We start from the raw sequence: 13,157 nt of genomic DNA, 5'->3' as shown, positions 1-13,157 counted from the left end.
CGTGCTTAATCATTATTAAAAATAAATACCTATGAACATTCAAGCAATCAAACCAGGACCAAAAAGAACAGCAATAGCAACAGGAAAACCTGAACAACATCAACGTGATAATAAAAATACACTTGGCAACACACCATCATTAAAACCATCGAAATCAACAAAAAAAAGAATAAGTACACTACTGACAACACTTTAAATGTTAAATAAAAACTTATGCTATCTAGTATTTAGTGGCAAGGCTATCGAATCGTATACTAACAAAAGAAAAAACTTTAAAAATTAAAAAATGGCTAAAAGTTATAGGCAATTAATAGAAAATGTAAAAGGACGAATTAATCCAGAACATTTTGCAATCAAGAAATCTTTTTCGGACGAAATATCAACTATTTCCTATAGTGAAATATTGACTTATATAAGGTTAGCTATGAAGGGAGTTGAACCTGAATACACACAAAAAAGTAAAGATGCAGGCGAAAGGGTAAAAGAGTATTTATCAAAAGAACTGAAAGATGTAAGCTTTAAATATCAAGGTTCTGTAATGACTGACACACACATTAAAGGACACAGCGATATAGATTTATTAACAATTTGCGAAAAATTTTACCAACCTGACAATTATAACATCAAAAAATTATTAGAAAATTCTGAACAACGAATAAAATTCTTTTCGTCATTACCAAAACTTGAAAAAGAAGTTACAAGCTCAACTTATCAAGGAAATGCTTTGGAAGATTTGAGAAATTTAAGAATAGATAGTGAAAATATTTTAAAAGGAGTCTATTCGACCTGCGACATAAACAAACCAAAATCAATTAAGATTAAAAATTTAAGTTTAAATCGTGAAGTTGATATCGTAATTGCAAATTGGTATGATGACATCACATCTGTTATAAATGACAAAGGTGATTATCGTGGTATACAAGTTTATAATAAAGATCCACATTCAAGAGGTGAAGCAGACTATCCATTTTTGAGCATAAAGCGAATTAATGAAAGAAGTTCACTTACAAATGGAAGGTTAAAAAAAATGATACGTTTTTTAAAAAATAATAAAGCTAATTCAGATCACGATATTGATTTAAGCAGTTTCGATATCAATGCTATTTGTTATGATATTAGTGTTTATGAATATCAAAATCTTTCATTTTATGAATTAGTCCCTGTAATTTATAATCAAATGAAGAAAATTGCAACTGACGAAAATAAAGCAGATAGTTTGGTTTCAGTAGATGGTAGAGAATATATTTTTAGAGGAAATAATGTAAAAAAAGACAATTTGAAAAAATTATTGGCAGAGGTAGAAGGTATTTTTATAGACTTGAAAAGCACATTAAGAATATGATTAAGAAAAAACTATTTATTGGTTCATCTTCGGAAGAATCGAAACTTGCAGAGCAAGTAAAAAAATTATTAGATGCTGATTTTGAAGTTACAATTTGGAATGACAATGTTTGGGACACAGCAATTTTTAAAATCAATCAAAATTTTTTAGCCGATTTACTTAAAGCGTCATTACAATTTGATTTTGGAATTTTATTAGGGACAAGTGATGATAAAATAATATTTAGAGGGGAAGAAATGTTGCAACCACGAGACAATGTTCTTTTTGAGCTTGGTTTATTTACAGGACGTTTAGGAACTTCTAAATGTGCCTTTTTAATAGACAACGAAATTAAACTTCCTTCGGATTTTAATGGTCTAACATTAGCAAGATTTGACAAAGCTGATCCAAAAACATTGATAAATTCAGTTAAGCAAATTAGTGATTTATTTAAAAACAGTTCAGATGATGAAATTAATTTTTTCCCATCTGCTACACTAGCTTCTGTGTATTATGAGAATTTAGTAACTCCTATTTGTAGATACATTATTGATAATGGAGGTTTTACAAAAGAAGATAAGCACTATCAAAAGTGCAGAATTAATATTATAGTTCCTGACAGAATAAATCAAGATGTAAACTTACAATTTGAAAAACTCAAAGCAACATTTAAGACCGAAAATGTATCTTTCAAATATTCAGGAAGACCAAGACAAATTAGTATTGACACTCAAATAAAAAATGAAACAATAGAGTTTATTGAATTTCCGACAATTATTACGGGTATAAATCACGCTATCTCAAATTTATTACCAAATGACTTTAATAAACAAAGTCTAGATTATAACACAATACTTGACAGGGAATTAAGACGATTTATTACAACATTGAAATTGCTTTTAATAAAGGGGGGGTTTGACGAAATGGTTACCGTAAAAAGAGAAAGTGAACTTTAAGCCCTCTGCTACCGCGCGATTCCTATCGCGTGGTAAATAACTAAAAAAGAATAATAAAAAGCAAATAATCATCCAAGTTATCAAAACAAGACCAAAAAGAACAGCTACATCAACATGGAAAAAAATAGAATTAATACACCAACCAATATTTAAAAAATTATATAGCATTGATGCTATTTAATAGTTAGACATAATTTATTAATCATGACGATAATAATTGGATTTGTAACAAAATCATCTGCTGTAGTGGCTAGTGATGGAAGAATTTCTGGTGATGCATACTATGAAGGAGAAATTTTGCAGAGAAAATCTGAAGTGATATCAGATAAATTTGACAAAACTTTTTCACTAAAAAATGGGACATTAATTGGAGCTGTCTCGGGTATAATGAGATTTCAAGGAAAAAAAACCAGTGAGCATATTGCTTCGCTAGTAGTAGAATACGATTCCGTTCCATACTCCTTGGATGAACTTGCAGAATATGTTTGTGAAGGAATTAAAACTGGTTTACTAAAAGTATCAAATGATGAAATTCTTTTTCGATTTAGATCAATTGACCTAATACTTATAGGTAGCAAATCAGATTCTGATTCAACTTATGAAATAAAAAGTTGTAGAATAAAACCAAACGATACCAATACTAGCATCGACTACAATATCGACACTAAAGACCCTGTAAAAGATAACCTTACTCACTGGCAGATTTTTGGTGACGATACTTCGCAAGCTATTGTCAATACCTTTTTGCAAAATGAAATCGGATTACTTAAAGTACATAACAAAAAAAAACTTAGATCAATATCATACAAGGCAATCAGGCTTGGAATAAAAAACTCAACTATTAGCATATCAGGAGATCACCAAACCTGTGGCGGTAAAGTCTTTGTAATAAATACTAATTAAACTATCTAAGATGGAGCGGTTTTACATTCAGTGATTAGTCAATATAAAAACGGCAAAAAATAAATAGTATTGCCAATTTTATAAAACTTAAAAAGAGGGAGTAATTCTAATAAAACTAAATAGCTTTTAGAAATTAGTATTATTTTTGCTAATGCCGCATGTATAAATACAAATTATAACAATCAATGCTCAACCCAACTGAAATAAAATCAATAATAGCTGCTGGAGAAGGGTATAATGCCGAATTCAAAGTAAGTATTCCTAGCAAGATAAAAGAAATTACAGAAGAAGTATGTGCTTTTGCAAATGCTTCAGGTGGGATTGTATTAATTGGGGTTGATGATGCAAATACTATCAAAGGGATAACTATTGATAATGGGAAACGTTCAGCTATTCAAAATTCTATCAATGAAATATCTCCTACATTAAAATGTGAATTCTACATTGTTGACGTAGAGGGTTTGAATGTAGCGGTTATAGAAGTGCCATCGGGTCAAAACAAACCTTATATCCTTTCAGGTGCAATTTTTGTGCGTCAAGGTCCAAATTCACAAAAGCTCACATCTGTTGAAGAAATGAGAGACTTTTTCCAACAAGCAGGCAAAATATATTTTGATGATGCTTCTTGTTTAGATGCAACTATTGAAAAAGATATAGCAAAAGAAAATATCGATACCTTTAGATTTGAAGCAGGTTTAGTAAATGTAACTTCAGATGAACAATTATTTTCAAACTTAAAATTAATTACAAACGATGGCTATGTAAAAAATGGAACTGTTTTATTTTTCGGTAACAATCCAGAACAGTTTTTCGAAAAAGCAGTAATTCGTTGTATAGCATTTGAGGGTATCGATAAACGTTATATAATTGATGACAAGTTAATGACTGGAACATTATACCAGCAATATCAAAAAAGTATGATTTGGTTAAAGTCTAAACTAGATGTGAGATATGATATTGAAGGAGAAGGCGGTAAACCAAGAAAAGAACTCTGGGAAATTCCAGAAACAGCTTTTAAAGAAACTATCATAAACTCTTTGGCACATCGTGATTACTATGATAAAGGAGCTAGAATAACAATAGAAGTTTTTGATGATCGTGTCGAAATATCAAATCCAGGCGGTTTAATAAGTGCAGTGCCAAGAAATGAATTTGGTAAAAGAAGTGCTAGTAGAAATCCATTAATTTTCGGTTTATTCGAGAGAATGCGATTGGTAGAGCAAATAGGATCCGGTATAACTCGTATTAGAGATGTAATGAATGATGAAGGTCTAACTCCTCCCGAATTTAATATAGATGGAATGTTTACTGTCACATTAAGAAGACCATTTGATTTTAAAAAATGGGTGAATAAGTGGGTGAATAATTTATCTGAAAAACAAATTCTAATCCTTACTGCAATTCATCACAACACCAAAATTAAAAAAACAGAATTACAGCAATTAGTCGATTTTAGTGCTACTGCCTTAGATAACAATATAGAAATTCTTAAAAAAGAGGGTCTATTGGAACGAGAAGGAACCAAAGGAGGTATTTGGATAATACATTATAGCAACCCAAAAGTGGGTGAATAACTGGGTGAATAATTTAGAGTACTAAACAAAATCCATCCTACCTTTTCAATACGGGCAATCAATCGGTCTCTCTCCAGTCGGTAGCTTTGTTCCGTTCGGCTGCTCCAGTCGGCTTACGCCCTCCATTCCGCAGTCAGTGCACCACCATAAAAAAACAGTCGCTTCAATAAGCCACTGTTTTTTTTTGTGCCACACTTCCTCATCTTCACACGCCACCTACCTTGCGTTCGTCGGGGCTACCACATCCACCCTACCGCTTCATTCAGCTACAGTCCGCTGGCTACCTTTCGCTTCATCTCAGCCGTAGGCTGTCTGCAGCCCCTTATAGTTTGGGCGGTTGCTCCTTCGCTCAGCCATCGGGATCGGCGCCGTTAGCACTTCGCCCTAAATCAAGGTACGCCATAGGCGGTCCTTCATTGTTTCCCCGCCGTACTACGCTCGCATCATTACGCTCCACTACGTAAACTCCGTTACGCTCTCATCCTGCGGTGGCTGTTCGATTGCCGCAACCCCGCCACTGCGCTCCTCGAAAAAGCAACTTCCGCTACCGCTACAGTTCCTTTTCTGCGGTGCTTGGGGGTGTTTATTGCCCCACTCGCTTGGTAAAAAAGTATCCTGTTCTTTGAAAAGAAAAAGAAAAAAAGTCAGCTAAACTAGCGTGCAGTCCTCACTTCCAGTCGGTCGTGCCTCCCTCCATTCCCGTTCGTCCTTTCCGCTATAACGAGTGCTTTCTTTTTTTCTCTTTTTTCTTTTCAAAAGCAGATAATAAAAAAGCCAAATCTCACGACTTGGCTTTAATTCGTTTGACCCAAAGGTCACCACAACAAGGGTCAAACTACTGATCCGACTTCTTAATAAATAGTTTAAGCACTAGCGAAAGTAAAAAACTCACAATAGCACCAATAGCAGCTAAAATCACCGTCTTGAAGACGTCTTCCGAGCTGAGGTTGGGCAAAACACTCAAAAAAGTGCCGCCCGCCGTACCTCTCAGGGTCAAATTAGTGTGGTTCATGCTCGGTTTCATTTAAAGTCGTAACCTGACTGACCGCCGAGACTACACTGCCTGCAACAGCCAGATAGCCTCCTATCGAGGTAATTACGACTGGTAATGCAATGGGTGTGGCCAAAATAGTGCCGCCTACAGCCGCTAATCCCAATCCAATGGATCGAAGTACTTTGAAAAATTTTGGTGTCGGAGCTTTCACTCGTTGAATGAGATTCATCTGATTTAAGTTTTAAGATTGTACAATCAATACAACAGTTTCTTTGGCATCTAACTGTTGGTAAACCAACTTTTTTAAGGTGCCAAAAGCCTGTTTCGACAAAAGTCCTCTTCCTGGACCTGAAATAGTCGTTACGGGAGCGATACATCCGTTCAATTCCCGCAAAGCATTATTGGCGGGGTGAAACAAAATAAAAGTTCTGTTCCTCACTCCCACTACTTCCAAATGCCAACGGAATTTGGGAGCATACCGCTTGCGTAACAAGTATTTCCCTTCTGGAATACACGACACCCTTTTCTTGTTATATTTCCAAGGGAGTTCAATGGTATTACAAATGAACCGCCCCTCCATAGCGAGTGTTCCGTTGGTTCCCGAAGGGAAATAGGTTCTTGTTAACACTAAAACCATCTATAGTCCACTCACTTGAACTAATGATAGCGGGTTAAATGCCCCATTTTTAAGTGGGTACATCGAACCATTTACCTCTTGGTAAAATTCTACTCCTAAAGCCAAAAACAACGGTTTGGTGCTGTTAGGAGTCACTGGATTGACATGGTTGATCACCGCCGTAGCAGTGGTATCCCAAGCAAGGATTGCCGTCTCCGAACTGCTGCTCACAAAAGTTTCCGCCTCAAAATCGACCTCCGCCCCCGCAGATACAATTTTAAAATGCGTAGTCCCTCCAGGTGCAGCAATCATATTCAACGGAATGAAAGAAGCCATATTTAACTTGATTTCGCCAGCTACTCTGTCGATTGTTCCCGTAAAGGGAGCAAACAAAGTAGTGCCTAGTTTCCCACCGATATTGAATTCAAAACCCAATAAGAGTTCTGCCTCGCCGTCAATGACATTGCGTAGCCCTCTTTCGTTGGTTTGATCCGCCTGAATCACTTTTATCATCGACTGCGTCAATCGGCTCACCATTCTACCATCGGCAGAGTTCAAGAGTAATGTTCGTAAAGCAGTACGCAGGGTTTTCCCTGCTTTGCCTGCTCTCCCAAATTCCGAACCGTTCTCTCGGGTGCGCTGAAACGCAGGATCACTAGCAATTCGATTGGCTTCAATACCGCCTTTCTCGCGTGCCAAATGCCCATCCTTAGTTTTATAAAAGGTAATATCCCCAATAGTCCCTTTTAATTTAATTATGCCTTTTTGTCTTGCCATAATTACCCCAAATCTTTGATTAATAATTAATTTTTGATACTCGTACCAATCTTTTTTTACTGCAGCATTTTGATTGATTTTAAGCAAATATGATACTTAAACTTTTTATTTAAAATAAGCTATACTACCATTTGACCTATAATGACATAATTGACAAATAAAACAACAAATGACCTCTAAAATAATTTCCCTGGTACAAGATAGAATTAGTAAAATAGTGCTTAAATTTAGGTCCAAAATAAGCATAGGAACAAGCCAGTCAACCCCCAATCAAAAGCATAGATAAAGTATGAAAACAGTCATTAAAAGAGTATGCATCTACCCAAAGGACATACAACGCATTACAGGCAAGAGTTACCGTCAAAGCACTAGAATATTACAGAAGTTAAGGATCCACCTTAATAAGCAACAAAATGAACTCGTGAGTATAGAAGAGTTTTGCCAATACACCAGTTTAAAGTACGAACAAGTATTACCACTAATAATAGACTAAACAGTACTGATTATTGAACTAATATAGTTGCATTCTTAATTTTATTTGATTAAATTTGAAGTATCATCACAAATAGGAAATTCAGTCCATTTTGGAGGGGCACAATTAGGGGCACTTGAAAAAATACACACAGTATTATACTGATAAACAGCTATATAAGGAAGGTTCAAAAATCCCTCTTTCTCCGCAACAGAAAACCCGAAACGAAAGTTTCGGGTTTTTTTATTTCTTCCAACTCGAAAAGTTTACTTTTAAGAGTGAAGAAGAAATAAAAAAACGAATCAAAATTTATTTTTGTTTGGTTTTCTTTGTAGGACTCCCCCTCTGGGATCATGGAATAATACCTCTTTCTCCTAAAAAAACAACTCATTGAGGTGCTTTTTTTATTAAAATCAAACGTCCCAAACAACTATTTAATTCTTAGATCAAAAACTACAATCCATTTAAATAAAAATAAATTTTACACTTTAAAATAAATTTTATTTATATTTGAATTTAGAATTTTAACCCATCAACTTAATTTTTTACGCTATGAAATCTACGTTTATCGCTTTTAAAAAATCGGCCTTTACTTTACTTACTACTTTAACCGTTCTTTTTGGAACCACAGCAATGGGGTTGCCTGTTGAAGAGCCTAATGCTATCGTAGGAATCTGGAAAACAGGAGATGGAAATGCAGTGGTGCGCATTTATAAAAACGGAGATAAATTCCAAGGAAAAATTGTATGGCTTAAAGAACCTAATGATCCAGAAACAGGAAAAGCCAAATTAGACAAAAACAACCCAACTCAATCATCACAAAACAGACCCATACTAGGTTTAATCAATATTTGGGGATTTAGCCAAACATCGAAAAACCTTTGGGAAGAGGGTAATATTTATGACCCAAAAAGTGGGAATACCTATTCTTGTACCATAAAAATGATCAATGCCAACTCTCTAGAAGTAAGAGGTTATATTGGGGTGTCATTAATTGGTCGCACCGATGTTTGGACCCGTCAAGTCGCTAAAAATTAAGGCGAAACAAAATTCAAACTTAGATTGAAATAAAACGGATTGCCAAGTGGGCTAGTAAAATACTGCTGGTTCACTTCTTTGGCATCGTGCTGGTTTACCACGTCAAAACGCCAGTTGTAACGCAATCCTGCTTGTGCACTTAACCAAACAAATCCACTCAATTTTTTATCCCACATAACTCTTGGTTTGAATTCGCCTCGCTGGATAAAAACTTTTCCAGTTGGGCTATCCGGTAAATTCATGAAAAATTGATTTCCCTCTAATTCAAAACCTACTTGAAGAATATTGGAGGTAGAGAAATTGTATTTCAGATGGCCACGAGCTGGCAATAAAAGTTCCATACCCCAGCGGTCATTAAATGCTTTGTTCCAAAAAAGCACAGGGATGTGTAACAGTTGTCCTGCACGATAGGTGCGCGAGATACCTGCTCCAATCATATTTTTATCCGAAGTTTTCCATCCATAAATCAAAGCGCCACTAAAGGTAAATGCGTCACTAGTTAGATCGCTTAAACGCTGATAAAAACCATTCATATCTCCGCTAGCTTGGAAAATCATAAAATTCTTTTCGTTCAAGGGCTTGAAAATAGTGGTAGTAATTCCCGTTGTAGTCATTGCTCTTGCATCAAGTCGTTGAGCAAATGAATTCCTGCCTGGATTATCAATTGAAAATTGACTTGACCAGTAGTTGGCTCCTAATTGCCAAATAATCTTGGTATTTGAAATTACAGGAATGTTGGCCTGCGCTTTTATAGCTGATACTTGATTGACGCGTATATCTTGATTCATTAAAGACATTCCATCTCTAACTCCAGGCATCATAAAACTACCTTGTTGTTCGAATCCCAAACTCAAGATTCGTTGGGGAACTTGATTGAGTACTTTTTGATTACAATATCTTTTTACCCCTTCAGCATCACCAAAATTGCTATAATCTAAAACCTCTGTGCTATCTACTTGAGCAATTGCATTTGTAGAAAAAAATACCAAACAAACTAATACTATTTTGTACATAAACTTATTTTTACGGATTATTTTACCTACAAATATAAGTTACCAAATGTTTGAATTACAATATTTTTTGAAAAAATTAAGTACAATTTGAATGCTATACCAATACCTATTCGACCAATCCTAGAAAAAAGTAGTTGATAACTTTAATCGGTGAATTACTTTTTAATTAGCTCCTTCTGAGTTAATTTTGGAAAGAATGAAACTGAAAAAATTACATACCACAACAACCTTAGAATTCTACACTCCTGTTTATGCAACAGCGATGGAACTACCTTATGTTGATGCGGGTATTAGAGCGAGATTCCCCTCGCCTGCTGATGATTTTATCGAGTTATCTATTGACCTTAACACCCATTTAATCAAGCACAAAGACACCACTTTCTTTGCAACAGTAAAAGGGCATTCGATGAAAAATGCGGGTATTTATGACGGTGATTTACTCATTATTGATAAAAGTTTAGAGCCGCAAAATGATAAAATTGCGATCTGTCAAATTGATGGTGAGTTTACAGTGAAACGAATCAAGATTGAAAAAAATATCGTTTGGCTCATCGCCGAAAATGAGGACTTTGAACCAATTAAAGTGACTCCTGAAAATGAATTGATTATTTGGGGTATTGTAACCGCATCCATAAAAAAATTCTAATGTTTGCACTAGTTGATTGCAATAATTTTTATGCCTCTTGTCAAAGAGTATTCGAACCGCATTTAATAGGAAAACCTGTTGTTATCCTATCTAATAATGACGGTTGCGTTATTGCACGATCCAATGAAGCAAAAGCATTAGGTGTACCAATGGGAGCGCCAGCATTTCAATTTAAAAGTATCTTTAAAGAGCATAATGTTCATGTTTTTTCTTCCAACTATGCCTTGTATGGAGACATGAGCAATAGAGTTATGAACTTACTCGCTACTTTTACTCCCGAAATAGAAGTGTATAGTATTGACGAAGCTTTTTTAAAATTCCAAGGATTTGAGCAATTTAATCTGGAAGAATACGGTCTTACTATTCAGCGTACAGTTACTAAAGGTACCGGAATTCCAATCAGTGTGGGATTTGCTCCAACTAAAGCTTTGGCCAAAGTAGCCAATAAAATAGCAAAAAAATTTCCTGATCGAACTAAAAGTGTCTATGTAATCGATACCGAAGAGAAACGAATAAAAGCATTAAAGTGGACTAAAATTGACGATGTTTGGGGTATTGGACACCAACATGCAAAACGATTGAAAGCGCTTCAAATAAAGAATGCCTATCAATTCACCAAACTGCACGATGACTGGGTTAGAAAAGAAATGTCAGTGGTAGGATTACGACTAAAGCACGAACTAGAAGGGAAACCCCGATTGGATTTAGAAACTCCAACCAGTAAAAAAGCCATTGCAACTACTCGGTCATTCGAAAAACCCTATCAAACTATTGAAGAAGTAGCCGAAAGAGTAGCAACATTTACAGCTCATTGCGCAGAAAAACTCAGAAAGCAAAAAAGTCAATGCAATATGGTAATGGTATTTGTTAAAACCAATCGGTTCAGTCAGGATGCCCCTCAATATTCTAGAAGTATTGTAATAAAAACAGATTACCCTACTGATTCGACTATTGACTTAAATAAGTATGCACAAATAGGATTAAAAGCGATTTTTAAAGAAGGATACCAATACAAAAAAGCGGGTGTAATCGTGATGGGCTTAACGCCAAATAACGAAACGCAACTGTCCTTATTCAACTTTTCTAATCCAAAACACCAACCCATAATGTGTGTCGTTGATAAACTAAACGCAGCCATGGGAAAAACTACCGTTCGATTCGCCTCACAATCTATTGGTAGACAATGGAAGATGAAACAAGAAAGATTATCGCCTTGCTATACCACTCGAATTAAGGAAATTGTGACAATTAAAGTGTAATACAAGTAGGCTATCCAAATCAATACAACAAATGACGCTTAGAAGAGTTGCGCCAGCCGGCTTGATTTTGATACGAAACAAAAAATATCTTTAAATCGGCTTGATTTTCATAATCTACAAAATAAACCTTCTTTTTAGCTTGATTCTGATAGTCCGTAAAAAACCATTTGCCATCATTATCTCCCGCTTGATTGGGATAATTGACTTTAAATACTTTTAAATCAGCTTGATTTTCATATTTGACTACAAATACTTTAACGTCAGCCTGATTGGGATAGTTGACCGAAAAAACTTTTTGAGCAGTCGCCGATAGACCAAAAGTCAAGCTAAGAATAACAGCATAACAAAACGATTTCATAATCCAATACTTTACAATTGAAATTTAAAAGTACTGAAAAATAGCTTTCAAAATCCGTTTCGCATATTTTTTGCCACTCCATAAAAAAGCGATAAATTAGCGCCATCAAAAAAATTACTTCAATCAAATGAAAAATACAGCTTTAACCCACATTCACGAAAGTTTAGGAGCTAAAATGCTTCCGTTTGCAGGATACAATATGCCCATTCTTTACGAAGGGGTCAATGCTGAACACGAAATTGTTCGAACAGGCGTGGGCGTTTTTGACGTTTCGCATATGGGAGAATTTCTGCTATCAGGTCCGAATGCCTTAGCTTTAATACAAAAAGTAACCTCAAATGACGCGGCTACCTTAACTATTGGAAGAGCACAATATTCTTGTTTGCCTAATACAGAAGGTGGAATTGTAGACGATTTATTGGTTTACAAAATGAAAGAAGACGAATACCTATTAGTGGTAAATGCTTCTAATATTGAGAAAGACTGGAACTGGATTAGTAGTCATAATGATTTGGATGTAGTAATGCAAAATCTTTCTGATGACTACTCTTTATTAGCTATTCAAGGGCCAAAAGCGGTGGATGCGATGCAAAGTTTGTCTTCATTGGATTTAGCACAAATAGCATACTATCATTTTGAAGTAGGTGATTTTGCCGGAATCAATGAGGTGATCATCTCAGCAACGGGTTATACAGGATCAGGAGGATTTGAAATTTATTGTAAAAATGCCGATGTAGAGCACATTTGGAATGCCGTTTTTGAAGCTGGAAAAGCATTCAAAATCCAACCTATCGGATTAGCTGCTCGTGATACTTTACGTTTAGAAATGGGATTCTGTTTGTACGGAAACGATATTAACGATACTACTTCGCCATTAGAAGCAGGATTGGGTTGGATTACCAAATTCAATAAAGAATTCACTAATTCAGCTGCGCTTAAAAAGCAAAAAGAAAATGGTGTAACCAAAAAATTGGTTGGGTTTGAAATGCAAGAGCGTGCCGTGCCAAGACACGATTACGAAATTGTAGATGCTGCTGGAAACGCCATCGGAATTGTAACTTCTGGAACCATGTCGCCTTCCATGAATAAAGGCATTGGCTTAGGCTATGTGAATGCAGAATTTAGTGGTACTGGTAGCGATATCTACATCCGAATTCGCAAAAATGATGTTCCTGCCAAAGTGGTTCAATTACCTTTTTATAAAAAATAACAGCAATTGTAAAACTGCAA

The 13,157-nt window shown here is 35.4% G+C and carries 14 protein-coding genes; 9 read left to right on the top strand and 5 right to left on the bottom strand.

Annotation, left to right across the window (positions count from 1 at the left end; genetic code table 11):
• Nucleotides 1–31 precede the first annotated feature (31 nt).
• The 5 genes from LPC20_RS07335 (at nt 32) to LPC20_RS07315 (ending at nt 4,754) form a co-directional block, all read left to right on the top strand.
• Nucleotides 32–196 carry a hypothetical protein gene (locus tag LPC20_RS07335; protein ID WP_229323994.1) on the top strand — a complete coding sequence of 55 codons (165 nt, stop codon included), beginning with the start codon at nt 32–34 and terminating at the stop codon, nt 194–196.
• A 90-nt stretch (nt 197–286) separates the two neighbouring features.
• A complete protein-coding gene (locus LPC20_RS07330; protein WP_229323992.1) occupies nt 287–1,342 on the top strand; it encodes a nucleotidyltransferase-like protein in 1,056 nt (351 codons plus the stop codon).
• On the top strand, nt 1,339–2,277 hold the full coding sequence (gene cap12, locus LPC20_RS07325; RefSeq protein ID WP_229323990.1) for a CBASS system CD-NTase-associated NAD(+) hydrolase Cap12: 939 nt from the start codon (nt 1,339–1,341) through the stop codon (nt 2,275–2,277). Before LPC20_RS07330 ends, cap12 begins: the two co-directional genes overlap by 4 nt.
• 204 nt (nt 2,278–2,481) lie before the next feature.
• Nucleotides 2,482–3,180 (top strand): hypothetical protein, encoded by a 699-nt coding sequence (locus LPC20_RS07320; RefSeq protein ID WP_229323988.1) that lies wholly within the window; start codon nt 2,482–2,484, stop codon nt 3,178–3,180.
• A 185-nt stretch (nt 3,181–3,365) separates the two neighbouring features.
• The gene (locus LPC20_RS07315) at nt 3,366–4,754 is read left to right on the top strand and encodes an ATP-binding protein (RefSeq protein WP_229323986.1); all 1,389 of its coding nucleotides are present in this window, start codon (nt 3,366–3,368) and stop codon (nt 4,752–4,754) included.
• Nucleotides 4,755–5,752: 998 nt separating this feature from the next.
• Here the strand turns inward: LPC20_RS07315 and LPC20_RS07310 are convergent.
• From LPC20_RS07310 to LPC20_RS07300, 3 genes are read right to left on the bottom strand one after another with little or no spacing between them, the layout of a single operon-like run.
• Nucleotides 5,753–5,959: a hypothetical protein gene (locus LPC20_RS07310; RefSeq protein WP_338083174.1), complete on the bottom strand. Its 207-nt coding sequence runs from the start codon at nt 5,957–5,959 to the stop codon at nt 5,753–5,755.
• Between the two features lie 30 nt (nt 5,960–5,989).
• Complete coding sequence (locus LPC20_RS07305) at nt 5,990–6,385, bottom strand: DUF5675 family protein (protein ID WP_229323982.1); 396 nt, start codon at nt 6,383–6,385, stop codon at nt 5,990–5,992.
• Complete coding sequence (locus LPC20_RS07300; protein ID WP_229327144.1) at nt 6,386–7,141, bottom strand: hypothetical protein; 756 nt, start codon at nt 7,139–7,141, stop codon at nt 6,386–6,388.
• 1,024 nt (nt 7,142–8,165) lie between these two features.
• On the opposite strand from LPC20_RS07300, the gene LPC20_RS07295 reads away from it, so the two are divergent.
• Nucleotides 8,166–8,651 (top strand): DUF2147 domain-containing protein, encoded by a 486-nt coding sequence (locus tag LPC20_RS07295; RefSeq protein ID WP_229323980.1) that lies wholly within the window; start codon nt 8,166–8,168, stop codon nt 8,649–8,651.
• On the opposite strand, the gene LPC20_RS07290 is transcribed toward LPC20_RS07295, so the two are convergent.
• A complete protein-coding gene (locus tag LPC20_RS07290) occupies nt 8,648–9,664 on the bottom strand; it encodes a DUF6268 family outer membrane beta-barrel protein (protein ID WP_229323978.1) in 1,017 nt (338 codons plus the stop codon). The genes LPC20_RS07295 and LPC20_RS07290 overlap by 4 nt on opposite strands.
• Before the next feature lie 196 nt (nt 9,665–9,860).
• On the opposite strand from LPC20_RS07290, the gene LPC20_RS07285 reads away from it, so the two are divergent.
• Nucleotides 9,861–10,310 carry a LexA family protein gene (locus LPC20_RS07285; RefSeq protein WP_229323976.1) on the top strand — a complete coding sequence of 150 codons (450 nt, stop codon included), beginning with the start codon at nt 9,861–9,863 and terminating at the stop codon, nt 10,308–10,310.
• On the top strand, nt 10,310–11,569 hold the full coding sequence (locus tag LPC20_RS07280) for a Y-family DNA polymerase (RefSeq protein ID WP_229323974.1): 1,260 nt from the start codon (nt 10,310–10,312) through the stop codon (nt 11,567–11,569). The genes LPC20_RS07285 and LPC20_RS07280 overlap by 1 nt, the downstream gene beginning before the upstream one ends.
• 19 nt (nt 11,570–11,588) lie before the next feature.
• On the opposite strand, the gene LPC20_RS07275 is transcribed toward LPC20_RS07280, so the two are convergent.
• Nucleotides 11,589–11,927: a 7(1) septoil knot domain-containing protein gene (locus tag LPC20_RS07275; protein WP_229323972.1), complete on the bottom strand. Its 339-nt coding sequence runs from the start codon at nt 11,925–11,927 to the stop codon at nt 11,589–11,591.
• A gap of 127 nt (nt 11,928–12,054) precedes the next feature.
• Between LPC20_RS07275 and gcvT the strand changes: the two genes are divergently transcribed.
• Nucleotides 12,055–13,137: a glycine cleavage system aminomethyltransferase GcvT gene (gene gcvT / locus LPC20_RS07270; RefSeq protein ID WP_229323970.1), complete on the top strand. Its 1,083-nt coding sequence runs from the start codon at nt 12,055–12,057 to the stop codon at nt 13,135–13,137.
• The last annotated feature ends 20 nt before the right edge of the window (nt 13,138–13,157 follow it).

This window comes from Flavobacterium ammonificans, from assembly GCF_020886115.1.
Lineage (GTDB): Bacteria > Bacteroidota > Bacteroidia > Flavobacteriales > Flavobacteriaceae > Flavobacterium > Flavobacterium ammonificans.
Note: the sequence above shows the minus strand (reverse complement) of the source record. Positions and strands in the feature narration are given on the sequence as shown.